Annotated in this window: 21 protein-coding genes and 1 pseudogene; all 22 read left to right on the plus strand. The window is 44.0% G+C overall.

Features of this window, described 5'->3' with window-relative positions; all coding sequences use genetic code 11:
- Positions 1-28 precede the first annotated feature (28 nt).
- A pseudogene (locus ACBP55_RS18630) lies at positions 29-683 on the plus strand (M48 family metallopeptidase).
- 157 nt (positions 684-840) lie between these two features.
- Positions 841-2,388: a response regulator gene (locus tag ACBP55_RS18635; protein WP_464653131.1), complete on the plus strand. Its 1,548-nt coding sequence runs from the start codon at positions 841-843 to the stop codon at positions 2,386-2,388.
- Positions 2,389-2,391: 3 nt separating this feature from the next.
- Positions 2,392-4,098 carry a cache domain-containing sensor histidine kinase gene (locus ACBP55_RS18640; protein ID WP_464653132.1) on the plus strand — a complete coding sequence of 569 codons (1,707 nt, stop codon included), beginning with the start codon at positions 2,392-2,394 and terminating at the stop codon, positions 4,096-4,098.
- A gap of 181 nt (positions 4,099-4,279) precedes the next feature.
- The gene (locus tag ACBP55_RS18645; RefSeq protein ID WP_464653133.1) at positions 4,280-5,230 is read left to right on the plus strand and encodes an ABC transporter permease; all 951 of its coding nucleotides are present in this window, start codon (positions 4,280-4,282) and stop codon (positions 5,228-5,230) included.
- 25 nt (positions 5,231-5,255) lie between these two features.
- Entirely contained in the window at positions 5,256-6,152 is an 897-nt protein-coding gene (locus ACBP55_RS18650) for a carbohydrate ABC transporter permease (protein WP_464653134.1), read from the plus strand.
- A gap of 48 nt (positions 6,153-6,200) precedes the next feature.
- Entirely contained in the window at positions 6,201-7,817 is a 1,617-nt protein-coding gene (locus ACBP55_RS18655) for an extracellular solute-binding protein (RefSeq protein WP_464653135.1), read from the plus strand.
- Positions 7,818-7,920: 103 nt separating this feature from the next.
- Positions 7,921-10,287: a hypothetical protein gene (locus ACBP55_RS18660; protein WP_464653136.1), complete on the plus strand. Its 2,367-nt coding sequence runs from the start codon at positions 7,921-7,923 to the stop codon at positions 10,285-10,287.
- Between the two features lie 183 nt (positions 10,288-10,470).
- Positions 10,471-11,325 (plus strand): sugar phosphate isomerase/epimerase family protein, encoded by an 855-nt coding sequence (locus tag ACBP55_RS18665; RefSeq protein WP_464653137.1) that lies wholly within the window; start codon positions 10,471-10,473, stop codon positions 11,323-11,325.
- A gap of 4 nt (positions 11,326-11,329) precedes the next feature.
- Positions 11,330-12,349 carry a Gfo/Idh/MocA family protein gene (locus ACBP55_RS18670; RefSeq protein WP_464653138.1) on the plus strand — a complete coding sequence of 340 codons (1,020 nt, stop codon included), beginning with the start codon at positions 11,330-11,332 and terminating at the stop codon, positions 12,347-12,349.
- A gap of 60 nt (positions 12,350-12,409) precedes the next feature.
- Positions 12,410-13,180, plus strand: coding sequence for a glucosamine-6-phosphate deaminase (locus ACBP55_RS18675; RefSeq protein WP_464653139.1), 771 nt, complete (start codon positions 12,410-12,412; stop codon positions 13,178-13,180).
- Positions 13,181-13,184: 4 nt separating this feature from the next.
- Positions 13,185-14,351, plus strand: a complete 1,167-nt coding sequence (locus ACBP55_RS18680; RefSeq protein ID WP_464653140.1) for an N-acetylglucosamine-6-phosphate deacetylase — start codon at positions 13,185-13,187, stop codon at positions 14,349-14,351.
- Positions 14,348-15,199, plus strand: coding sequence for a sugar phosphate isomerase/epimerase family protein (locus ACBP55_RS18685; protein WP_464653141.1), 852 nt, complete (start codon positions 14,348-14,350; stop codon positions 15,197-15,199). Before ACBP55_RS18680 ends, ACBP55_RS18685 begins: the two co-directional genes overlap by 4 nt.
- 25 nt (positions 15,200-15,224) lie before the next feature.
- Complete coding sequence (locus tag ACBP55_RS18690; protein ID WP_464653142.1) at positions 15,225-16,136, plus strand: AraC family transcriptional regulator; 912 nt, start codon at positions 15,225-15,227, stop codon at positions 16,134-16,136.
- 22 nt (positions 16,137-16,158) lie between these two features.
- The gene (locus ACBP55_RS18695) at positions 16,159-17,238 is read left to right on the plus strand and encodes a Gfo/Idh/MocA family protein (RefSeq protein WP_464653143.1); all 1,080 of its coding nucleotides are present in this window, start codon (positions 16,159-16,161) and stop codon (positions 17,236-17,238) included.
- Positions 17,239-17,589: 351 nt separating this feature from the next.
- On the plus strand, positions 17,590-17,736 hold the full coding sequence (locus tag ACBP55_RS18700) for a helix-turn-helix transcriptional regulator (protein WP_464653144.1): 147 nt from the start codon (positions 17,590-17,592) through the stop codon (positions 17,734-17,736).
- Positions 17,737-17,845: 109 nt separating this feature from the next.
- Positions 17,846-19,321, plus strand: a complete 1,476-nt coding sequence (locus ACBP55_RS18705; RefSeq protein ID WP_464653145.1) for a protein adenylyltransferase SelO — start codon at positions 17,846-17,848, stop codon at positions 19,319-19,321.
- A gap of 273 nt (positions 19,322-19,594) precedes the next feature.
- Positions 19,595-20,500: an NUDIX hydrolase gene (locus ACBP55_RS18710; protein ID WP_464653146.1), complete on the plus strand. Its 906-nt coding sequence runs from the start codon at positions 19,595-19,597 to the stop codon at positions 20,498-20,500.
- Between the two features lie 35 nt (positions 20,501-20,535).
- A complete protein-coding gene (locus tag ACBP55_RS18715) occupies positions 20,536-21,198 on the plus strand; it encodes a DUF4386 domain-containing protein (protein ID WP_464653147.1) in 663 nt (220 codons plus the stop codon).
- Positions 21,195-22,166, plus strand: a complete 972-nt coding sequence (locus tag ACBP55_RS18720) for an NAD(P)-dependent alcohol dehydrogenase (protein WP_464653148.1) — start codon at positions 21,195-21,197, stop codon at positions 22,164-22,166. The genes ACBP55_RS18715 and ACBP55_RS18720 overlap by 4 nt, the downstream gene beginning before the upstream one ends.
- A gap of 77 nt (positions 22,167-22,243) precedes the next feature.
- The gene (locus ACBP55_RS18725) at positions 22,244-23,995 is read left to right on the plus strand and encodes an alpha-1,3-galactosidase-related protein (RefSeq protein WP_464653149.1); all 1,752 of its coding nucleotides are present in this window, start codon (positions 22,244-22,246) and stop codon (positions 23,993-23,995) included.
- A gap of 120 nt (positions 23,996-24,115) precedes the next feature.
- Positions 24,116-25,456, plus strand: coding sequence for a MurT ligase domain-containing protein (locus tag ACBP55_RS18730; protein ID WP_464653150.1), 1,341 nt, complete (start codon positions 24,116-24,118; stop codon positions 25,454-25,456).
- Positions 25,437-26,162, plus strand: coding sequence for a type 1 glutamine amidotransferase (locus tag ACBP55_RS18735; RefSeq protein WP_464653151.1), 726 nt, complete (start codon positions 25,437-25,439; stop codon positions 26,160-26,162). The genes ACBP55_RS18730 and ACBP55_RS18735 overlap by 20 nt, the downstream gene beginning before the upstream one ends.
- Positions 26,163-26,178: the final 16 nt, after the last annotated feature.

Here is a 26,178-nt window from a genome sequence, read left to right on the forward strand (position 1 = left end):
AAATAACCTTATAGGAACGATGATGACTATGAAAATTAATTTTGAAAATAATACGATAGAATTTAATGTTCAATATGGAATTAGAAAAAAGATTTCGATTCATATGGATTCTATGGGTTTTATAACAGTTAAAGCTCCTAATGATACAAGTAAGGAGATGGTTATGAGTGCAGTGAAACAACATGGGAAAACGATCTTGGAAAAATTGCAACTCATTGCGAAAGCTCGAGATATTCCGAAGACAAGAGAGTATCAGGATAAAGGTAAGTTCCTCCATCTTGGGAAATATTATTTTCTCCATGAGCTAATCAAGACGAATGAGTTGGATGAAGAAGAATTGAAAATGAATCTTAAGAAGTTCTATTTTTCAAGCTGCAAGAAGATTATAGGGGAACGTATCAAAATTTATCAAACTCAATTGAAAGTAAAACCCAAAACGATTGAAGTAGATGAGTCCAAAACCAAGTGGGGGAGCTGCAGTCTCGGATAAAAAAATAACCTTTAATTATCGGTTAGCCATGGCTCCAATTGAAGTTATTGATTATGTCATCATCCATGAGCTATGTCATCTCCTTCATATGAATCATGATCGATCCTTTTGGAGACGTGTAGGAAGCATTATGCCGGATTATAAAGAAAAGGAAGCGTATTTGGCACGGTATGGGCATGCTATGACGCTTTGAGACTATGTGATAAATTTTCTGCGTTTCTTTTTTATTTATTTCATTAATTATTAATAAGATTAATTAATCTCGTGATTTTCTTGGCTATTTTCTTCCCTCCATTTTATGGTAGACTCCCTTTATAAACACTTTTTTTGCGCGAAAGGTGGTAGGACCGATGCTGAAAATACTTGTGGTCGACGACGATAAATTCGAGCGGGACGGGGTCAAGTTTTTAATCGAGAAATACAGCTTGGACCTGGAAATTAGCGAAGCGGACAGCGGGGAAAGCGCACTTGCGTACATGGAAACTAATGACATCGATATATTATTTTCCGACATCCGGATGAAGGGGATGGATGGATTGGAACTTGCGGCAAAGGTACGTGAGCTCGACAAGCCGGTTAAAGTCATTTTTATGAGTGCTTACGGTGAGTTTGAATATGCCCAGCGGGCGATCGATTTGAATGCGATCCGCTATATTTTGAAGCCGGTTCAGGTGAACGAATTTATTAAGGTTGTCTCCCAAGTCATTCAATTGTGCGAACAGGAGCTGAAGTCGAAGGCGCAGCAGGAGCAGATGGAAGAGGCGTATAGGAAAGAAGTCCGTTATGAGAAGCAAAAGCTGTTGACCGACCTTATTCTCGGCAAACCTGGAGTGGCGGATGAAGACAGGGAGCTAACCATGCCGATAACCGGGTTCGATGGATACTGTTATGTGAGGATGCTGATACTGGATTCGCGCAGCCGTTTTTTTGACCGGCTTGATCACGATCTCGAACGACAGCTTGCGGAAAAGGTTCGTCGAGGCTTTGATTTCATTCATTTAAATGAATTTCAAGGTTTACTGCTCGTTGAAGCTTATGCTGATGAATCACTGGAAGCTTTAACGGAGCTTGGACAGCAACTGATCCAATGGTTCCGGGACAAGTATGGACAGGAAATTTGTATCGTGATCAGCGGTTTAGTGGACGATGTGAAAAAGCTGTACAAAGAATATCACGCGATGGAAACGATGTTGGAAAACAAGTTCTTTTTCGACGAAGGAACGGTGCTTCTGGCAAACCGCACATCTTTCGACACAAGTGATATGACCGCTGCGGTCAACGATGCACTGGAGGAGCTAACATTGAACATTCAGCGCAACCGTTATGATATCGCGAGATTGCGGTTCGAGCAGTTGTTTGACGCTCTGCAGGACAGCGATCATTATTCCGTCATTTATGTCAAATATGTTTGCTCAGATATCGTCAAAGCGATATTCGATGCTTCTGCCAAAAAGAACACGGATAATTTCAAGATGAATTTGGAACGGATTTATAGAACAACAAAGCTGAACGATTTGCGCAAAGTGGTACTAACGATTTTGGGGGAAAACGAATCATCGGGCGGAACCGGAGTTGAAGCAATGCCGAAAGCAATTGAAGAGGTTGTTCGTATCATTGAAAGCGAATACAATGCCGATTTGTCTTTGGAATCGTTAGCCGAACGGATCTATTTGTCACCAAGTTATTTAAGTTATTTGTTCAAAAAGCAAAAAGGGATCAGCATCAATAAGTTCATCACATTGTACCGGATGGAAAAGGCGAAGGAGCTGCTGCGTGCGACAAACCGAAAAATCGTCGATATCGGACAAGACGTCGGTTACAGCAATTTTCCGTATTTCAGCTCGTTGTTTAAAAACCATTATGGCAAAACACCGTCCCAATTCCGGGAAGAGGCGTAACCGATGAAACGGGCCATATTCGGACTATTCAACCGGCTGCGCTTTAACCAAAAGTTGTTTTTGTCCTATCTGACTGTTATCATTATTCCGATTTTGGTGCTTGGCCTTTATGCCTACAATCAATCGAAGCAAATGCTGAATTACCAGGCGTTTCAAGGAATTGACAAAAACGTCAATACGATTTCGGAAAGCATCAACAATTCTATCGAACGGTATAACCATACGATCCGGACGATCGTCTTCAACAAGACGTTTCAAAAAATCGTCGCCAATGATTATATTGATCTGGTCAACCTGTCGGGTGATTTGAACAATTACTTATCGCCATATTTCATCATGATGATGAATCTGGACAAGGAAATTGAAAAAATAACGTTCTATTCGCAAAGCAATGTGCCGGAATACGGAGATTCTATTGTTTCCTACAAACGTGTCGAAAATGAACCGTGGTACAGAGAGACTGTCCAAGGTGGTGATACGCAATGGTTTTATGATAAAGGTCTTTTCGTGACAGCTAAATTCCCAAAGTTTTTCTCGGAGCGGAACACGAATATCGTCTATATGCGTATAAACGACAAAAGCTTTTTCAAAAGTGTGACCGATATGTCAAAGGATTACGGCATTGTCATCGCAGATGCGCAAAACCGGATCATTTTCGCGAACCAAAGCGCAATGCAGACGTCAACCTTAGACGCTAGAGAAATGATGGGGCTGAGAGAAGGAATGGTAAAGATCGGTTTAACCGAGATGTTTCTTGTCAAAAAGACAGTGCCACAAACGAATTGGACCATGTATTGCTTCGTACCTTCCGGGCAAGTGTCCCCAAACGCCGGAACAATCATTAATGCAACGTTGATTATGATCCTGGCATGTATCGTCAGCTTGCTTGTTATTATTTCGATATTTTCCAAAACGATGATCCGGCGCATCTTCAGGTTGAATGCAATGATGAAGCGGGTCGAGTTGGGGGAATTGAACTTACGGGTGCAAAGCTCGTCAAGAGATGAAATCGGCGAGCTTACGAATCGGTTTGGCAACATGCTAATCCGGCTGAATGAATTGATTGAAGAATCGTTTCGCAGCAAAATCGTGCAAAAAGAAGCTGAGATGAAAGCGCTTCAGTGGCAAATCAATCCACACTTCTTATACAACACGCTTTCATTCATCAATTGGAAGGCGCTTAAGAGCGATGCTCACGACATCAGCCATGTTGTCACGTCGATGTCCAAATTTTACCGAACAGCGCTCAATCGGGGCAACAATATTATATCTGTACGGGATGAATTGGAAAATATCAAATCTTATGTTGAAATTATTCAGGTGATGGGTGAATATAGCTTCGATGTTGTTTATGAAATCGACGCAGCGGTTTATGAATATTCAACGATCAATCTCATCCTGCAGCCGCTGGCCGAAAACGCAATTAAACACGGAGTCAATCAGAAAACATTTGGAAGGGGAATGCTGCAAGTGAGCGCCCGTTTCGGTCAGGGTACGATCGAATTCGCAATCGAAGACAATGGTCCGGGCATGCCGCAGGAGACGATCGATACAATACTGACGATGCAGTCAGTCGGGTACGGGCTGAACAACGTCAACGAACGGCTGCAGTTACGGTTTGGACCCGAATACGGCATAAGTATCCAAAGCCGAATCGGTCATGGTACGGTCATGACCATCGTTATCCCACAATACATGAATGCTTCGTAGTCATATCCGTGAATCAGTTACACCATTCTCCCACCCAAGTCTGCCGCCCGGCAGGCTTTTTTTGCAACTCCGTAAAAAACTGAATCATTTCGAAAATATTTGATAATTTTTTTCTCTACACCTCATGCTATAGTTTATTTATTGAAACGGAAGCGTTTACATGAAGGAGGGCAAGACAGCAATGAACGAAACTGTGGCGGCCGTCAACACGAAACGAACGCTAAAACGTGAAAAGACCAAAAAATACAAGCAATACCGCGCGCTGCTTATCATGATGATCCCGGCGATCGTCTATTACATCATTTTTCACTATCTTCCGATGATCGGCGTACTGCTCGCATTTAAAGATTTTAAAATTACGCAGGGCATTCTCGGCAGTCCTTGGGCAGGCTTCCATCATTTTGAGAAAATCATCCATGATTCATATTTCTACACGGTATTGAAAAATACGATTGTCATAAGTTTATACAAGCTTGTGTTCGGGTTCCCTGTACCGATCGTTTTCGCTCTATTGCTGAGTGAAATTTCGAATTTGAAGTTTAAAAAAGTCGTGCAGACGGTTTCTTATTTGCCGCATTTTATATCGTGGGTCGTTTTGGCCGGTATTTTCTTTACGATATTTTCGCTAGATGGTCCGATCAATGCGATCGTGAAACTATTCGGCGGCGATCCGATGTTATATTTGGCGGACGATCGTTATTTTCGGACAATCCTCGTAGTTACGAGTATTTTTCAAGGGTTCGGCTGGGGTTCAATCATTTATTTTGCGGCGATATCAAGCATCGACCCACAGTTGTACGAAGCGGCTGTTATCGATGGGGCAGGGCGTTTCAAGCGGATGATTTACATATCGATCCCAATGCTCGTTCCAATCATCGCGATTATGCTGATTTTGTCTATGTCCGGCATTTTGGATGCAGGTTTCGATCAAATTTTCAATATGTACAATGCCAAAGTGTATAACGTATCCGATATTATTGACACTTATGTGTATCGAAAAGGGTTGATTGAGCTGAACTACAGTTATGCCACAGCGGTTGGGCTGTTCAAATCGGTCGTCGCTCTGTTCCTGATTATTGCCGTAAACCGGATCGTTAAATGGATTGGCGGAAAGGAGCACGCCATATGGTAGTTTGTCGGGTAAAGGAGCGAGAAAGATGATAAATGTGAAAAAATCGCTAGGCGACAAAATGTTTGACGTCCTTTTATACGTCATTTTGGCTAGCATCATGTTCTGCACATTGTATCCATTCTGGACTCAGGTTGTTATTTCCTTGGACGGTGGTGGAGCCAAAAGCGCAGCATACTCATCAGGGATTAAATTGCTGCCGACACAACTGACGTTCGAAAGCTATAAGCTGGCTTTCAAGTTCGATGCGCTATGGATGGGTTACAGGAATACGGTTGTTAGAACGGCTATCGGTGTCGTGTTGTCCATATTTTTTACGGCGATCACCGCTTACCCTCTAGCGAAGAAGGATTTGCCATTCAATCGCACGTTTACGAGCTTTATCTTATTCACAATGCTGTTCGGTGGTGGTACCATTCCTTCGTATTTACTCATTAAGGAACTGCACATGCTAAATACGGTTTGGGCACTAGTTATTCCAGGTATGATCGGAGCCTTTAATGTATTGATTATGCGCAACTTTTTCCGATCGATTCCCGATGAGCTGGAGGAGTCAGCCCGGGTTGATGGTGCCGGATATGTGCGGATTTTCACCCAAATCGTCATTCCGTTATCGAAGCCGGTTTTGGCAACGATTGCTTTATGGATAGGGGTTGGCCATTGGAATGCATGGTTTGACAGCATGATCTACATCTCCGATCCGAACAAACAAATGCTGCAAATCGTATTGCGTAAAATTATTATCCAAAACAATATGGCGGACATTAACAGCGTCATTCAGCATATAGGCAGCAAAACGGAGTTTTCCGGCAGGCAGCTGCAAGCGACGGTCGTGATGTTTTCGATTATTCCGATGTTGATTGTATATCCGTTTATCCAAAAATATTTTGTCAAAGGCGTTATGATTGGCGCTATTAAAGGGTAATCTCCCTTATTAATAGAAACATAAAAGAAAAGAAAGGGTTGGTTAAATTTGAATAAAAAGCGTTGGTTGTCTGGAGCGTTGTCCGCAGTTATGATCATGTCCGTGATGGCCGGGTGCAGCAAAAGCGAATCATCCGGAGATACTGCCGATAATGGAAAAAAACCAAGTTCCGAGTCCCCGGATAGCGGACAGAAACCGAAGCCCAAAATGAAGCTGACGTTTTGGAACCTAGATGAAAATCAAAATCCGGATTCCGTCGGCGTTAATGCGCTTAAAGAAAAATTCGGCATCGATATCGATTTTACTTCAACCGCACGAGAAGCGATGAAAGAAAAACTGAACCTAATGATTTCTTCGGGCGAAATTCCTGATTGGTGGAAAGAGCCGTCGTTCACGGATTACGACAAGTTCCTTGGGCAGAACGTAGCGGCAGAAATCCCGCAAAAGCTAATCGAGCAAAATATGCCGAAATACATGAACTGGTTAAAACGGTTTCTCGGAGACGATCCATTTAAATACGTCAGAAGAGACGGTAAAATTTATGGCTTGCCAGTCATCTGGGATATTGGCATTGACGGCTTGCAGCTGGGCTTTCGGCAAGATTGGTTGACGAAAGTCGGCATCACAAAAACACCGGAAACAATTCAAGAAATGGAAACGGCTTTGATGAAGTTCCGCAACGACGATCCAGACGGTAACGGCAAAAAAGACACGTACGGCATTACATCTTCAGGCGACAATATCGAAAGCATGTTCAGCTCGGTGTTCGGCGCATTTGACGCTTATCCGAATATTTTCCGGGAGAAAAACGGCAAAGTCGTTCGTGGCGAAATCGAGCCTGGGGCGAAGCAAGCACTTGAAGTGTTGAATCGTTGGTACAAGAACGAGCTGATCGACCCTGAGTTTGTTGTCAACAAGGGCAATAACGTCGAGGACAAAGTGCTTACCGACAAAATCGGCGCCATCGAATATTATTGGTGGACGTTCTTGCCGGGCAATGCATTCCTTGGGGGAGATCAATGGCATGACAAACTGGCAAAAAATCATCCGGGTTTCAACTTTGCGATTGTAGGCGGCGTTAAAGGACCTGACGGCAAATACGGCATGTCGCAATATAACCCGGCGTATGCTTCAGGGGTCATGTTCGGTAAGCAATTGGAGAAAAATCAAGACAAACTGGTCAAATATATGCAAGTTTTCGAAGCAACTCAATTCGAACCTGAAATTTATGAAAAAATGAACTTCGGTGAAAAAGGAAAGCAATGGAAAGTAAGCGACCAGGGGACAGTAGAATATATTGCGCCTTATACGGATGAGAAAGAACGTAAAAAAGCAGGTCTAGGCGGCTATTCGATGGCTGGTTCGTTTAACGATTACGATTTCCAAACGTCATATACTTCGGAAAAAAACTTGCGCCAGCTAGCAAAGGACACGCGTGCGAAAGGAACGAGAAACATCGATATATTGGCGCCGTTTAATAAACCGATTTATAACGAAACACAAGATAAGTTGAAACAGTTTACGCTTCGAACTTATATCGACTTCATTACCGGTCGTAAGTCGTTGAATGAATTCGATAATTTTGTTACAGAGTGGAAAAAAATGGGCGGGGATCAAGTGCTGGAAGAAGCGCAAAAAGTATACGACAAAAACTTGAAAAAATAAGATTGATTTGAGTGTCCTTTCTAAATTCGCAAGAATTGGGGAGGACATTCGAATTTAAGGCTTTACGTTGGATAACTAAACTCGAAGCGGAGATGAGAGAAAGATGTATTCATGGCAAGCTGGCAAATTGACTATTGTACTAAATGAAAAAGGCCAAATCACAAGTATGAACGACGCGGTCAGCGGAAAATCGTACGCATCTGCGGCACATGATGCACCGCTCATTCGAGTTCTCATCGACGGGCGTTTGGAGGCGCCTTTGACAGCAGATTACGACGAAGGGAGTGGCGAACTGACGATTCGATTTGAGGAAAGTGGTGTTAAGGTAGGCGTTGCGATAAAGGTAAAGGAACTGTATATGACATTTACAGTGACGTGCATCGATGGAGCTGATGTGGATGCGATCATTTGGGGACCGTATGTGACAACGATTGCCGGTTCGATCGGCGAGGCGGTTGGCGTTGTGCACGATGGACAGTTTGCGATCGGCATTCAGGCGTTGAATGTGAAGACGATTGGCGGCTGGCCAATGGAGGTAGAAAAGCTGCAATTCGCCTATCAATCCTTTGAGTACGCTAAGTTTGAATATGAATCATGTGCAGCGTGGCCTTCGAGTGAAGGCAGTCTACTGCAATTGTTCACGAGAAACCGTACCAAAGCCGCAAGACGCCCGGTTTGGAATTTGCCTGATATTGAAGTAGCTGCGATAGGCGGAATAGAAGCGGAAATTGTCGGCTCGGCGATCGCTATGTTCGGTTGCGAGACGAACCGGGTGCTGGATACAATCGAAGCCGTCGAGCTGGGGGAAGGACTGCCGCATCCGATGATCGAAGGCGTTTGGGGGAAAACGTCGCCTGCGGCGAACCAGTCGTATTTGATCACCGATTTCTCCGAATCGACGATGGCGGAAGCTGTTCAATATACGAGGAAGGCTGGTCTGAAATATGTCTATCATCCCGATCCATTCGGGCAATGGGGTCATTTTTCCTTGAAGCCGCATAGTTTTCCGAACGGGGATGACAGTCTGAAAAGCTGTGTAGACTTGGCGGAGGGTATGGGCGTTCACGTCGGCGTTCATACGTTGTCTAACTTTACGACACTGAACGATCCTTATGTGTCGCCTGTGCCAGACGAACGGCTGCAAGCAGTCGGGGTGGCGAGGCTGGTCGAGCTGGTCGTAGCAGATGAGGTGAATATTGTCGTCGATGATCCGCGCCCGTTTGCGGCGAATTTGTACCGACGTTCAGCGCGAATCAGCAGCGAGCTGATTGAATACGACGCGATCTCCGAGAGCGCGCCATGGACGCTGCTCGGCGTGCAGCGCGGTGTGAACGGCACGGCGGCTTATGCGCATGAAGCAGGTACGGAAATCAGCCGATTATGGGATCACGGGTACGACGTCTTTTTCCCTAATATTGAGCTTCAGGACGAATATTGCCAGCGCATAGCTGAGCTGTTCAGAAAGACGGGACTCAAACAAATTTCATTCGATGGGCTGGAAGGCTGCTACGCATCCGGACACGACGGTTATGGTGTGAATCGATTCGTGAAGATGTGTTACGATGGCTGGGGGGATGATGTGATCAATGACGCGAGCATCGTTGTTCCGAATTATTTGTGGCACATATTCACGCGCTTCAACTGGGGAGAGCCTTGGGGAGCGGCAACACGCGAAGGCCAGCTTGAGTGGCGGCTCAGCAATCAGCGTTTTTTTGCCCGAAACTTTATTCCTCCGATGCTTGGTTGGTTTCTTGTCCGTTCAGCCACCGATCAATTTGAAGCGACTGTTCTGGACGAAATCGAATGGGTGTTGTCGAAAGCGGCCGGATTTAATGCCGGTTTCGCGCTCGTAGCTGACATGGGCGTACTTCAGCGTAACGGCAACATTAATTTGTTGTTTGAGTCAGTACGTCAATGGGAGATGGCTCGACAGTCCGGAGCATTTACAGAAGAACAGCGGGAACGGCTGCGCGACCCGAAAGGCGACTGGCATTTGCGGCCGGAGGGCGAAGGACGATGGAATCTGTACCCGGTCAACATCTCTAAGCCGCTCGTGTGTAATCCGGCTGAGCTGCAGCCTGGGCAGCCCGGCGGAGCCGATTGGACGTTTTATAATCGATATGCTGACCAGCCTCTCAAGTTCATCTTGCGGGTAATGCCTTCGTACGGCAATGACGATGCTTCGGTGAAACGGCCAGCCTTATTTGCGAACGGAGTATATATGACTTTTGAAACGGAAGTTCTCGCAAATCAATATCTCGTTTGCGATGGAGATCGGACTGGCAAAATTTACGATCAGAACTGGAATTTGCAGAAAACAGTGGAAACGTCGGTGGATGCGCCGATCGTTCGGAACGGCGGACAGACGTTGTCGTTCAGCTGCAAATTCGAAGGCGAGCCGAAGCCGTTGGTCAACGTCAAAGTGTTCACTTGGGGCGAGCCGGAGACAGTAGAAGCTAGTTCAAGATAAGATCATTCAGAGGTACCTGCGGATTGATTTCCAAGCAGGTACCTTTTGTATTGCTTAAAAAATGTAAACATTCTTCGAAAAAAACGTCAACTTTTCACAAAGCTTAATTGATATGATAAGAATCAAGTACTAAAAAAGGAAATTTACAGTGTACAGAAATAATGGAATGGTGGTGTTTACATTTTGATATTGGAAAGATTGGGCGTCTTGACAGATGAGGTTTCAGCAAACTTCGAAGAAGCGTTGGATTGGGCAGTCGAACAGGGCTTAAAGCATGTTGAAGTACGTGTCATTAACGGACAGAATGTCGTCACTCTTACTGACGATCAAGCCATGGAAGTCCGTCGTCAGGTCGAAACCCGCGGATTATTCATTTCGGCGATCGCTTCCCCCTTGTTTAAATGTCCGTTGGATCCGAGCAGACCGATTGCCACAGGAGATACTTTCGGTCAGAAAGAAGAGAGTGTGGAGGCGCACTTTGACAAGCTGAATCGCGTGATCCAGCTAGCTAAGCTGCTCGGCACGACACGGATTCGTATTTTTTCGTTTTGGCGTGAAGCGGAACCGCAGCTTTACAGGGAAGATATTGTCCATCACCTGCGGCAAGCTGCTCAAGAAGCACGGCGCGAAGGAATACAGCTTTTACTTGAGAATGAGCCGTCCTGCAATGGCGGTTATGCGGAAGAAGTGGCAGCAATTGTACACAGTGTTGATTCACCTACTTTAAAGGGCTTGTGGGATCCGGGCAACGAGGCATACGGCGGTCGTGAAGCATTTCCGGCAGGTTACGAATTCATGAAGGACTTGTTGGCACATGTTCACCTTAAGGATGCTTATTTAAGTGCAGATGGAACAGCCCGTTGTGTCCCACTAGGCTCTGGCAGCGTACCAGTGATTCCACATCTCAAAGCATTATTGGCAAACGGATACGATGGACTCTTTACGATCGAAACGCATTACATTCCTGAGGGCGGCAGTCAGATGACTGGTACTCGTATGACGCTCGATGCGCTGCGTTCGCTTCTAAGTGAGGTTTAGCACAATGACAACGTGGAGATTTGGCATTATTGGATGCGGATCCGTCGCTGACTTTCATATTAAGGCAATCCGCGAGATAGAGGACGCAAGCTTAACCTTTGTTTCCAGCCGCAATGAAGCAAGAGTGAAAGCGATTGCCAAGCAGGAAAATTGCATTTGGACGACCGATTATCAAGAGTTGATCCATAGTACAGAGGTAGATATTGTCTGTGTGACGACTTCAAGCGGGAGTCATGCCCGCATTGGACTGGACGTTTTGAACGCTGGCAAGCATCTGGTGCTGGAGAAACCGATTGCGATGAACACGCGTGATGCGGTAGAACTTGAACGAACGGCCAAAGAACGTGGAGTTACACTGTCTGTCATCTCTCAACGACGCTTTGAAGCCCAACATCAAGCAGTTAAACGTGTATTAGATGAAGGAGCACTTGGCAGACTTCTGCTCGTGGAGGCATCTCTATCATTTTCTCGGACGCAAGCCTATTATGACGCAGCCGATTGGCGAGGGACGATTGCCGAAGATGGTGGCGTTCTTATGAATCAAGGTATACACATTCTGGATCTGCTGCTTTGGTTTGCCGGAGAGATTCATACGGTCTTCGGCAAAATAGCCACTCAAACGCATCAAATCGAAGCGGAAGATTTGGGGCTAGCGATTTTGCAATTCAAAAACGGTGCTTTCGGCACGATTATGGCTTCAACCAACATCCAACCGGGTTTCCCGGCGACCATTAATCTATATGGGGAAAAAGGGACAATTAAGCTGGAGGGTTCTTCCATCGTTCACTGGACTGTTCCTGGTATTAGCGAGCCCAACTGGACCCAAGCGAGAACTTACGGAGGGATTTCTGATCCTCGCAGTATTGTGTCTGATTTTCATCAAAGCCAATTTATTGATGTGATAGCATCCATCGAAAGCAGCATAGAACCCCTTGTTACAGGGAAGGACGGGTTACGTGCTGTACAATTGGTTGAAGCCATTTATGAAAGCTCGGCCAAAGGTATTCAACTCATCATGGAATAACAGCATTTAGAAAGATTTCTTTCGCATAGCTATTTGGATGATCGAGAGGAGTATGGAAATATGAATGAAATACCATTCGCCTATAAACAAACGGTAGATTCTTTGAAGGTCAAAGTATTTAACGATCGTCGTGCATTAGGGGCTGCTGCAGGCGCTGAAGTTGCCGAAAGGATCAAGCAATTGCTGTCTGAGAAACACGGCATCCGAATCATTTTTGCAGCCGCACCGTCACAAAATGAGCTTTTGAACTATTTGTCCGAAGATGAATCGATCGATTGGTCCCGAATTACAACGTTTCATATGGATGAATATAACGGTTTGCCGTTAGATGCGCCGCAAAAGTTCAGCCGTTTTTTGAGAGAGCATCTGTTTAATCAAGTAAAGCCGGGAACGGTGCATCTGATTGACAGCTCGAATGAGAGCGAAGAAGAATGCCGCCGTTACGGAGAACTGCTTCGTCAGGCACCCATCGATATCGTGTGTCTTGGAATCGGTGAGAACGGGCATATTGCTTTCAATGATCCACCAGTCGCCGATTTTAACGATCCGGAGGTTATCAAAGCAGTTGAACTTGAGGATGCTTGCAGGCAGCAGCAGGTGAATGACGGCTGTTTCCCTTCATTCGAGGATGTCCCCACCCATGCGCTAACGTTGACTATCCCGACCTTGCTCTCAGGCTCCCATTTGTTCTGCGTAGTTCCGGGACCTACGAAACGCAAAGCGGTTGAGCGTACGCTTAACGGATCCATCTCGACGGAATGTCCGTCTACGATATTACGGAAACATCCGGATTGTACCCTTTACTTGGATAGGGATTCTTATGGGACTTAATGACATGAGCTTGAAGGCTATTCATTATGCAACAGGGGAACCTGTAACGATCTGCATAGAACAAGGGGTTATTCGAAGCATTGAACCGATCAGATCGGAGAACTCAGATTCGTCAGAACTGGCGATCGTCGCTCCAGGCCTCGTCGATCTGCAGATTAATGGATATGCAGGTCATGATTTTAACCAAGTACCTTATCCAGACAAGATGGTTGGTGAAGTGATTCGCAAGCTTTGGCAGGAAGGGGTGACTTCCTGCTTCCCAACGGTCATTACAAACAGTGTTCAAGCCATTCAAGAAGCTTTGGAATCGATAGCATTGGCATGCAAACATGATCCAGTTGCAGATCAAGGAATTGCCGGCATCCATCTAGAGGGTCCGTTCATTTCGCCGAATGACGGCGCTCGTGGAGCCCATAATTACGATCATGTTAGACCTCCGGATTGGGAGTTGTTTAACCGTTGGCAGGAAGCAGCCGGTGGACGAATCCGCATGATCACGCTGTCACCAGAATGGCCGAACAGTGCTCCATTTATCGCCAAATGTACTGAAAATGGTGTAACCGTTTCGATTGGACACACATCCGCGACACCGGAACAAATAGGTGAAGCCGTGGAAGCGGGCGCTCGGATGTCAACGCATCTTGGCAATGGAGCTCATCTGATGATGCCTCGCCATCCTAATTATATTTGGGAGCAATTGGCTCAGGACCGGTTGTGGAGCTGTGTGATTGCAGATGGCTTTCACTTACCCGATCAGGTATTGAAGGTTGTGTTTAAGGTGAAAGGTACCCAAGCCATGCTGGTAAGTGATGCGGTTTCACTAAGTGGACTGCCGGCGGGTACTTACACAACGCACATTGGCGGTTCCGTTGTTCTAACGCCAGAGGGCAAGCTGCATCTCGCTGAAGACGAGCACCTCTTAGCGGGATCCGCGCAAATGCTGCTAAAGGGCATTGAGCATGTAACGAACCGGAATATTGCTGAGTTAGCGGAGGCTTGGGACATGGCTTCAGTTAGACCGTCTGGTTTTATGAAGCTGCCTTCAGCTGCAAGCCTAACTCCAGGCGCACCAGCCGATTTAGTATTGTTCCGTAGAGAAGGAAGCCAAATTCGGTTGGAACGAACATTTAAGTTGGGAAAACAAGTCTTCTTTAGGGAGGAAATAGAATGAAATTTGCTGCATTTAGTGGCGTATTTATGGAGCATAGCATTCAAGAGGCGATGCAGTTAACCAAGCAGCTTGGCATGGATGGTATTGAAATTGCTGTCCGTGAGCACCATCTATCCTCGGCGATCAGTCAACCGCGGATCAAAGAAATTAAAGCATTGTCCGAAAGCTTGAAACTCGAAATACCTGTTTTGGCCACCTATACAGGTGGGTTTTCTACGGCAAGCGATATAGAATGCAAACATACGTTCAAAGAATTTCAAAGGCTGCTTGACATTGCAAATCAGCTTGGTGCTTCGATGGTTCGTGTCTCACCAGGAGGTCCGAATGCCTTTATGGCACAAGATTATCACTATGCTAAGGCGGCTTACTGGCTTAATCGCTGTGCAGAAGAAGCGAAAGCACAACAAATCGATATTATCATGGAAATTCATAATCAATCACTCATTGAAACCGTAGAAAGCAGCTTGCGTCTACTTGACCTAATCGCTTACGATAATATTGGCATGATCCATGATGCGGGAAATATGTACATAACTGACACCGATTACGGCCGCGATTCTGTATTGAAATTGGGCAAGCATTTATTTCATGTGCATGTTAAGGATGAGCTGCGTGTCAGTGAAGTTGGCTCACCAGGTACCTTTACCAATGTCACTCACCGAGGTGAAGAGATGTTTCTTCAATGTCGTCTAGGTGAAGGAGAGGCTGATCATAAGCCGCTCTTTGAAGCTCTTATCGAAACGGGCTATGCCGGTTGGGTTACTTTGGAGTGCCATGCACCATTTCCTGCTTATGAACGATTAGCACACGATTTTCAATTTGTGAAGAAGCTGATGAGTCCATCATAATGACATGATAGTAGGTGGTGGTAGTATGGGGATGGAAGGGGAAATACCCTTTTATCAAAGCAAGGATCAGCTTAATCAATCGTTTCCTTTTAAAATCTTGCGTTACTCTAGCAGTCTGCTGAAGCAGCCCATGCATAGTCACGATTATGTTCAGATCGCATATGTCCTTCGCGGGATATGCAATCATCAATTGCGCGGAAAGTCTCTTACAGTAAGCAGAGGCGATATTTTCATTATTGCTCCCAATACCAGGCACAGTCTGAGTGCGATCGAGGATAAAGAGTTCGAAGTGGTGCTTGTCGATTTCATTGCTCATCTCGTACAGGAGCAATTAAAGCCCTTTTCCGATACGCTAAATCCTTTACTTCAGCATTCCGATGAGGACTATAAGATTCCCTTTCTCCAACAGTCTTGGCTTCATTTCGGGAAAAACAAGCAGATTTTCGTCGAACAGCTTCTTCAGGATATACAGGATGAATATGAGCATCGTGAAGTTGGATTCGAACATTCGATCCTGCTTAACTTAGCCAAGCTTCTGATCCTAATTGACCGTGAATACAGAAAATCGAAGCGGAAGCCCGCCAAACAACCAGCACTTGCTGAGCAACATCCTATTGATGATGTGAAACGATACATTTATGATAACTTCAGTCAAGATATTCCGATGGAACATGGGGCATTCATAGCGAATATGGCGCCAGCTTATTTCAGCCATCAGTTCAAAAAAGAAACGGGGCAAACGTTTGTTGATTTCGTCAATGAAGTGCGAATCGAGAGGGCGATGGAGCTCATCCGGCGCGATACGCATACGATTACACAGATCGGCTTTCAGGTCGGATTCCATCATTTGAGCCATTTTATCCGAACCTTTAAGAAACGTTGCGGAATCACACCTACGGAATATAAGAAAACATTCGGCAGTAAATCAGTGAATTGACACAGAAAGAGGTGTACCATTTATGAGTCAAAAGGTACTGAAGGTTGGTATTATTGGACAAGGCCGCAGCGGTCGCGACATTCATGGCAATCTGCTCGTACAAATTAAGGATTACTATACGATTGTCGCCGTAGCCGATTCGATTCCAGAACGTCAGAAGCGTGCGGAACAAGAGTATGGCTGCAAAGCCTATGATACCTGGGAGGAAATGGTTGCGAACGTGGAGCTGGATTTAGTCGTCAACGCATCACCAAGTCATCTGCATTTCCCTATCACCCTGGAGTTGTTAAATAAAGGGTTTCATGTTCTTTGCGAAAAACCGCTAGCCAAATCAGTAGAAGAAGTGGATCAACTAATCGAAGCTTCGAAACGAACTGGTAAAATATTGGCAGTATTTCAACAATCCCGTTATCAGCCTGCATTTGTCCAGATTCAAAAAGTAATCAATTCCGGTGTGCTAGGCCGTATCGTCCAGATTGATTTCTCTTTGAACGGCTTCGCTCGTCGGTGGGATTGGCAAACGCTGCAAAGCAACAACGGCGGTAACCTAATGAACACCGGACCACATCCGTTGGATCAAGCGCTACAGTTGTTCGGAACGGATGTATTACCTCAAGTAACATGTATGATGGATCGTACGAATACGTTTGGGGATGCGGAAGATTATGTGAAGCTAATACTTAGAAAACAAGGCTATCCGACTATAGATCTTGAAATCTCATCGTGCGCTGCTTTCCCTCACGAGCAATTTAATATACAAGGTACGACCGGCGGTCTCCACGGTACGGCAGGGCAACTGGAATGGAAATATTTCAAACCTGAGGAAGCGCCGGATCAAAAGTTGACGAGAGAACAGCTATTCGATAACGATGGAATGCCCGCTTATTGTAGAGAGACATTAACTTGGCACTCCGAAAGTTGGGACGTTTCGATCCCTGAGGGCAAGTCGGCTTTTGACCATATGACGGAGAAATTGTATTTGATGCTTTATCGTACTTTATGTGATGGCACTGAATTGGAAATCACACCGCAGCAAGTACGACAGCAGATGTGGGTAATGGAAGAATGCCGGCGTCAAAATCCGCATATCTATCACGTTTAAATGGCGTATGATTTTCGAGCTCGTGTCTAACGAAGAACGTTAACAAATTAAAAATGAACCATGAAGAAGCAGGCGCCGCGGCGATCTGTTTTTTCTTTTCATAGTGGACACATTCAAGTGTTAAACATCAAACCTTTTGGAAACCTTATAAATGTAATTAACAGGAGTTACCAAATGTACCTCGATATTTCACAAATATTTAATCTCATTAATAATTAATATAGTTCAATAAACTTCAGCTTGTATCTCCGATGACGTTATATTGTTGTATTTCCCTAATTTCTAGGAGTTTAACATGGAAGGTGCGTCATTCACAATCATATTCGCAGCATACGTTTTCACCATAATGAAATGTCCCAGCAGCAATTGGCTGATAGGGAAGGCGTAACTCGGCAAACCATCGTATTGATCGAAAAATATAAATATTCGTTTTCGCTGGAACTAGCTTTTCGACTTGGTCACGTCTTCATTACTATCGGACATAATAGTAAGGATTAATAAAGCTTTGCAGTTGATCCCCGAAAACTGCGATAATATAAGTCTAATGGCCAAAGTAACACAAACACAATAAAATGAAGATAAAAAAGGCAATGAAAAGGGAGATACGATGACAGAGAAAAAAACAAACATCGAAACAGGATGGAACTTCGACAACAGTTATGCTCGTCTGCCAGAATCACTTTTTACCAGACTTATTCCAGCTCCAGTACGCTCACCGAAAGTAATCACTCTTAATCATCAGTTGGCAACAGTCTTGGGGCTATCCGTCCAATCGCTGCAAAGCAATGAAGGTGCAGCTGAGCTGGCTGGCAACAAGATTCCAGAAGGCGCTTTGCCGCTGGCACAAGCCTATGCTGGACATCAATTTGGGCATTTTAATCGGTTAGGGGATGGCCGGGCACTGCTTCTTGGCGAACAGATCACTCCCCAAGGAATGCGGGTTGATATTCAGTTTAAAGGCTCAGGCAGAACACCATACTCCCGCGGGGGAGATGGTCGGGCAGCACTCGGCCCGATGCTGCGTGAATACATCATCAGCGAAGCGATGTATGCGCTTGGTATTCCTACAACACGCAGCCTAGCGGTGGTAACGACCGGCGAGTCCATCATCCGTGAAACCGAGCAGCCTGGTGCAATTCTTACCCGCATAGCTGCCAGCCATTTGCGCGTCGGCACCTTTCAGTATGCTGCGAAATTTGGCATCAAAGAGGACCTTCAAGCCCTGGCTGATTACACATTGCAAAGACACTTCCCAGAAATAGATGCTTCTGATGAGAACCACTATCTTCTCCTACTTCAAGAAGTGATCAAGCGTCAGGCTAGTCTCATTTCCAAATGGCAGCTCGTTGGCTTTATTCACGGGGTGATGAACACTGATAACATGGCGATCAGTGGAGAAACCATTGATTATGGTCCTTGCGCCTTCATGGATGCCTATGATCCGGCAACGGTATTCAGTTCCATTGATAAGCAGGGCCGCTATGCCTATGGTAACCAGCCATATATTGCCGCGTGGAATCTCGCCAGATTTGCTGAAACCCTACTGCCATTGCTGCATGACAACGAGGAGCAGGCAGTTATATTGGCTGAGGATGCGATTGCCAGTTTTTCTGTGTTGTATCACCGTCATTGGTTTGCGGGAATGAGGGCAAAACTGGGAATCTTTAATGACGAACAGCAGGATGAATCGCTTATGAAAGATCTGCTCAATATGATGCAGAAGTATAGTGCGGACTATACTAATACTTTTCGCGCATTAACTTTTGATAAACTGGAAGTCACGGATCTATTTAGCTCCACGGAGTTTGCTCAGTGGCACGAACTGTGGCAGGCGAGACTAGGCAGGCAGGAGGAGACGAAAGACTCCTCACATCAGTTAATGCGCAGCAGTAATCCTGCGGTAATCCCTCGTAACCACCGGGTAGAGGAAGCGTTAGAAGCCGCGGTGAACCAAGGAGACTACAGCGTGATGGAACGGCTTCTTGATGCTCTTTCGAGCCCCTACGCGCACTCCAACGACCATGATTACTTTACAAACCCTACGAAATCAACCCAACCTTACCGAACCTTTTGCGGTACATGAGTGGAAGGTAAGGAATCCAACTTATAGTAAACTTTAGAAAATAACCTGACTAACAGGTTATTTTTTTTGAATTACAGCATCCTTAGAAAATAAATTATTAATGTCATTAATTAAAATGGCGAAGGGGAAGTGATTCGGAAAATTGTTTACATAACATATGTTATGGCTTCTTTTATCGCTATTGACAGCGATTGGAATTAAAGGTTAAATGATATTAACATCTTGATAATAACAAATTGATTATAACAGAAAATTAAAGAATAGGTGATCTGCATGGACAAAGAGCAGCTTAGAGATAAGCAGGGACTTACAGAAATAGAGTTTTTACAGAAGTATGATGCCAGTATGTACGAAAGACCATCCGTTACAGTCGATATGTTAATCTTCACTGTGGTTGATGAGGAAAAAGAAAACTACAGAAAGTTACCGAAAAAGTCACTGAAACTACTCATGGTTAAAAGGGGGGTTCATCCTTATATAGGGCAATGGGCTTTGCCAGGAGGCTTTGTAACTAAGGACGAGAGCCTAGATGAAGCAGCTTTGCGGGAACTAAAGACCGAAACTAATATTGACAATGTGTATATGGAACAGCTTTATACTTGGGGGGATATAAATAGGGATCCTCGGACACGAGTTATCAGCTGCTCGTATATGGCGCTTGTTGATAGCAGATCACTTGAAGTGATGGCTGGGGATGATGCGGATGATGCAAGGTGGTTCAGCCTTAGGTACAGTGTGCTTGAAGAGAAGAAAACCATAATGGAGAATGACTTTGTATTTGAAAAAGTGATAAAAATTACGCTTTCAAACGATACGGATACTCTGGAGACTGTTATTAAGGTTATTGAAAAGTATGCTGGAAAAGTAGTCATGGTGGACAGAGAGGTTATTGTTTCGAATGGAATTGCATTTGATCATGCGCAAATGATCCAATATGCCGTGGAAAGACTTAGGAATAAGATTGAGTACACAGATATAGCTATCAATCTGATGCCGGAACTTTTTACATTATCAGAGCTCCAGCAGGTTTATGAGGTTACTTTGGGAAAAGAGCTGCTTTCTGCTGCGTTTAGAAGAAAGATAGCTGACATGGTTATGGAAACCAATCAATTTACAAAGGATGCAGGGCATCGACCGGCAAAGCTATTCAGGTTCAATCCGAATTGGCGATATGTGTAATGTGAGAAAAAATGAATAGAAAGACGGTGGTAACAATGAATTCAAACAACAAAACGGCAAGAATTGCGGGAGTATTATTTTTAGCTGCAACAGCTGCGTTTATTCTAGGTAATGGACTTATAGAATCTATTCTAAATGTTCCGGATTATCTACTTCATGTTTACCCAAATAAAACCAAAGTGATCGTCGGGATGATCCTTGAGTTAATTAATTCTGCTGCAGTTGTTGGAATTGCCATCACATTGTTTCCAATCTTAAAAAAGCATAATGAAACGATAGCTCTAGGTTACGTTGCTTTCAGAGTTATTGAGGCCATTATCCTTATTGTCGGTGCACTCAGCCCATTATTACTGATATCATTAAGCAAGCAATATATAGAAGCAGGAACTCCCGATGCTTCCTATTTTCAAACGATAGGCATGTTAGCGATTAAAGGGAAGTTTCTGACCTTTCAGTTATCCATGATCGTTCTAGGACTATATAGCTTGTTGTTTTGTTATTTATTATTTAAAACAAAGCTCATTCCGCGTTTAATTTCAGTTTTTGGGGTTATTGGATACGCATCTTTATTAACAAGCGCTTTGTTAGAGATTTTCGGCTATAGTCCAGGCATGGTTTTATTTCTTCCAGGAGCCTTATTTGAAATCATATTTCCGATATGGCTGATCGTTAAAGGATTTAAGGAGAATACGCCATGAAGGCGATTGTTTACACGAAATACGGAACTACTGACGTTCTTAAGCTCAAAGAGGTAGAAAAACCTACTCCCAAGGACAATGAAGTACGGATCAAAGTGCATGCTGCATCCGTAAATTCGTGGGACTGGGATCTTCTTAGAGGTACACCGTACTTAGTCCGCCTTGGGGGGCTTCTAAAACCAAAATATAACATACTCGGAGCTGACATAGCTGGACGAATTGAAGCGGTTGGCAAAGACGTAAAGCAGTTTCTTCCAGGCGATGAGGTATTCGGGGACATTTCCGGATGTGGTTGGGGCGGGTTTGCGGAGTATGTATGCGCAGATGAAAATGCGTTAACGCTGAAACCAGCCAGTATGACATTCGAGGAAGCAGCAGCCATGCCACAAACGGCGGTCCTCGCCTTGCAGGGACTTCGCGATAAAGGGCGCATTCAGAATGGACAAAAGGTATTAATTAATGGCGCGGGTGGAGGTGTGGGTACATTTGCGGTGCAGATTGCCAAATCATTCGGAGCTGAAGTGACAGGCGTGGACAACACGAGTAAATTGGCTATGCTGCTATCGGTTGGTGCAGATCAGGTCATTGATTACACGAAAGAAGATTTCACCCAACATGGACAGCACTATGACCTGATTCTTGATGTTGTTGGAAATCGATCGATATTCGATTACAAGCGTTCATTAAGTCCCAACGGCACTTATGTCATGGTCGGGGGTTCCATGGCTCGAATCTTCCAAGTCATGTTCCTTGGAGCATGGATTTCAATGATCGGGAGTAAGAAAATGGGACTCCTTTTACACAAACCAAATAAAAATGATCAAAATTATATGAAAGAGCTTTTTGAGGCCGGGAAGGTAGTGCCTGTTATAGATAGACGTTACCCGTTAAGTGAGGTTGCTGAAGCTCTCCGGTATCTGGGGGAAGGGTACCCCAAAGGAAAAGTGGTCATCCGTGTGGAACATTAAAACAAAACGCTTTTTGATTTATCACATATACTTGAAAAAATACATTATTGTTAAGCGCTGAAAGGTAGGTTTCACTGATGCCATTTATAGACCCAAACGCTGTTTCCACACCCACGGTTATCCGTGTTACAGATTATGGAGCCATACCCAATTCGGGTCAAGATGCTGTGAAGGCAGTCCGAACAGCAATCGGAGCAGCTAAAGCAATAGATGGTCCTGTCGTACTAGAATTCCCAAAAGGTCGGTATGATTTTTATCCTGAACATGCTGCGAAAATAAAGTATTTCATCTCGAACACAACGACAGAGGATGAAAACCCTGATGTAACTAAAACCATTGGTTTGTTTTTCAAAGAACACCGTGACTTGACAGTAGATGGTCTTGGATCACTTTTTATGTTTCACGGGAAGATGACCATGATAGCTTTGGATCAATGCGAGAATGTCACTCTACGCAATTTCAGTACGGATTTCGAGCGTCCTACCATGTCTGAAATGACCGTTGAAGCTGTCGGAAGCGATTATCTTGATGTTCGAACGCACCCTGATTCTTGGTATGTGATTGAGGAGGGGAAGCTGACTTGGATTGGCGAGAGTTGGAAATATTCGGACGGACCTGCACAGGAATATGATCCAGTCACGAATACAACTTGGCGTGTTTCTAATCCGATGACATCGGCTAATAAGATAGAGCAGCTTAACCCCTTGCAACTGCGACTTTACTTTGATCATACGCTTGAAACGAAAGTCGGACACGTGTTTCAAATGCGAGATGGTATTCGAGATCAGGTAGGCGTATTTATCAATCAGAGCATGAACATTTCAGGGATCCAGCTTCACCTACATTACATGCACGGTTTAGGCATAGTCGGGCAATTCAGCGAAAATCTTACATTTGACGGACTGAAATTAGCGCCGCGCCCTGAGACAGGACGCACTTGTGCTGCATTTGCTGATTTTGTACACATGTCAAGTGTCAAAGGGAAAGTTACCATTGTGAACAGCCATTTTGAGGGAGCGCATGATGATGCAATCAATGTACATGGCACGCATTTGCAAATAATCGATCAACCCGCTCCTAATCAAATTATTGTTCGATATATGCATGGACAAACCTATGGCTTTGACGGATTTTTTCCAGGAGATAGGATTGATTTTGTACATGGACATTCATTAACGGTATACGCCAATAATACGGTAAAAAATTCGGAAATGATTAATTTGCGAGAGATATTACTGACGCTGGAGCAGCCCATACCTGTGGGGATCGAAGCAGCTGATGTGGTTGAGAATATTTCATGGACGGCGGAAGTTGAAATACGTAATAATCGTTTTCTTCGGATACCTACCCGAGGAATTCTAGTAACTACGCGAAAAAAGGTTGTCATTGCGGACAATCATATGAAAGGAATCCAAATGAGCGGGATCTTAATAGCTGACGATGCAGAAAGTTGGTATGAATCCGGCATGGTGACTGATGTAATGATTCATCGTAATCAGTTTATGGAATGCGGCGTTCCAGTGATCAATATCGCTCCTGAAAATAAAGAAATTCATATAGAGAATCCCGTTCATAGACATATACATATTGAGGATAATGAATTTCTTCTTCGGGCTTATCCTGTTCTTTACGCTAAAAGTACGCAGGGACTTCATTATATTAATAATCAAGTTCTCGGATCAAATGGAGCTAATAGGTTGGATGATTCCAGTTTTGTCATTCATTTGGAGGCATGCAGTGATGTGAATGTTCACGGCAATAATTTTTTGGAAATCAATCATAACGTTAAGTGTATGAAGCTTGATTTATCTATTATGCCTTTGGATTGAAAAACTATGGATAGCCGATTAATTTCCGCCTAAATGGCGGTTTTTTTCGTATCATCAGGGGTATATTAATTTTCATTCCCATCTAGGGCGGCTGTTACCATTGTTGAGGGGGTTGGAAACATGATTAAAAAAAATGTCGCCATCATTAGCGGCAAGACCGCGGGTAAATTAAGCCGACTATTAGGTAATAATGGATCTACTCTTCCGGGCGTAGTGGCAATAAAAATCGATCCGAACATTATAAGAAAATTATCTCATCAAATTAAACATTTTATTTTTATAACCGGTACAAACGGTAAAACGACAACCTCAAATTTGTTAGCACACCTCTTAAGGTCAACTGGAATGAGAATTTTGAACAATTTTGAAGGGGCAAATATGGTTTCTGGCGTAGCCGCTTGTTTAATTAATAATACTACGATCTTGGGCCATTTACATTACGACTATGCTGTACTGGAAATTGATGAGGCAAGTCTTCCAGTCATTTTGAAACAAATCACGCCTCGGATGCTCATTATAACTAATTTTTTTCGTGATCAGTTGGATCGGTACGGGGAGATAGACATGCTTATCAAAGATATTGAAAGGGCCATACATCCGATCGAAACGAAAATGATATTAAATGCGGATGATCCCTTTGTTTTTCGACTAAGCTCTCTTAATAAAGATAATGTCTATTACGGACTGGGTAAACAGGCCTATACATTTGGAGATTACGGGATGAGTGAGTCCAAATATTGCCCACAATGCGGTGAAGAAATGCGATATGATCACATTCATTTCAACCAGCTAGGATTTTTTTCCTGCTCCTGTGGATTTGAGCGCCCAACCCCGCATTACGAAATTGACAGCGTTCAAAGCAACCCCTTAACTTTTTCAATGAAAAATGAGACCTATCAAATGAAAATGACGGGTACATTCAATGTCTATAATGCATTGGCTGCAATTGCTTGTGCCGCTGAACTTGGTATTCAGGATAAAAATATAAAAGATTCCTTGCCTAATTTTCAATTGGCGAATGGACGAATGGAGTTGTTTTTTTATAAAGGATTTCCATATATCGTTAATCTCAATAAAAATCCTTCGGGTATGAATGTTTCCATATCAGAGATCCTTTCAACTCATTATGAGAAGCAAATTGTCTTCTTTATCAATGACTTTATTGCAGATGGGAAAGATGTTTCGTGGATCTGGGATATTGATTTTGAATGCCTTCAAAGGGAGGATATTGGGCGAATCATTTGCTCCGGCAGTCGAGCCTCAGACATCATGCTTCGTCTTAAGTATGCAGGGATTGACTCTAATAAAGTTATACAAATACCATCTATCGAGAAAGCAATACAAGCTGCGTTTAGCCACCCGATGCCTACTTATTTATTACCGACCTATACAGCATTACAAGAGGTCAAAAACCACACGGAAAGGAGTATTAAGAAAGAAAATGAATCTTATACTCTATAACTTATTCCCAGATCGATTAAATCTCTATGGGGATAGAGGCAATGTGGTTGCACTTCAAAAGCGATGCGAATGGAGAGGCATTCAATTAACGATTGTGGATATAAAATCAACAAATGACATGAACTTATCGTCTGTAGATATTATTTTCATCGGCGGAGGCAGTGATCGTGAGCAAGGCCTAATTACTAAGGAATTACTTAAAATTAAAAAAGAATTTCAATTAGGTGTAGAAGATGGTATTAGTTGTCTCGCCATATGCGGCGGATATCAACTTCTAGGTAGTTTTTATGTCACTTCAGAAGGAACAAAGCATATGGGAATGGAAATATGTGATTTTCATTCTATTGCAAGAGAGGATCGTCAGGTTGGTAACATTTTAATTGATACGAAGGAATTCGGTAGAGTAGTAGGTTTTGAAAATCACTCCGGAAGAACCTATCACCCTTACCAACCGTTAGGTAAAGTCATCAAAGGTTATGGTAATAATGGGGAAGATGGCACAGAAGGACTTCTCTATCACAATGTCATTGGAACTTATCTTCATGGTCCAATTTTGCCCAAAAATCCATCCATAACGGATCATATCATTGCTGCCGCGATTGAAAGAAAATATGGAAAAAAAGAACTTATAGCGCTTGATGATGCTCTGGAATACGAGACAAAACAACAGGCAGAAAAAATTTGTCTTACCTTACAGCGCGGCTGAACTCTGCTCCCCAGAC

The sequence above is a fragment of the Paenibacillus sp. WG02 genome (assembly GCF_055396115.1).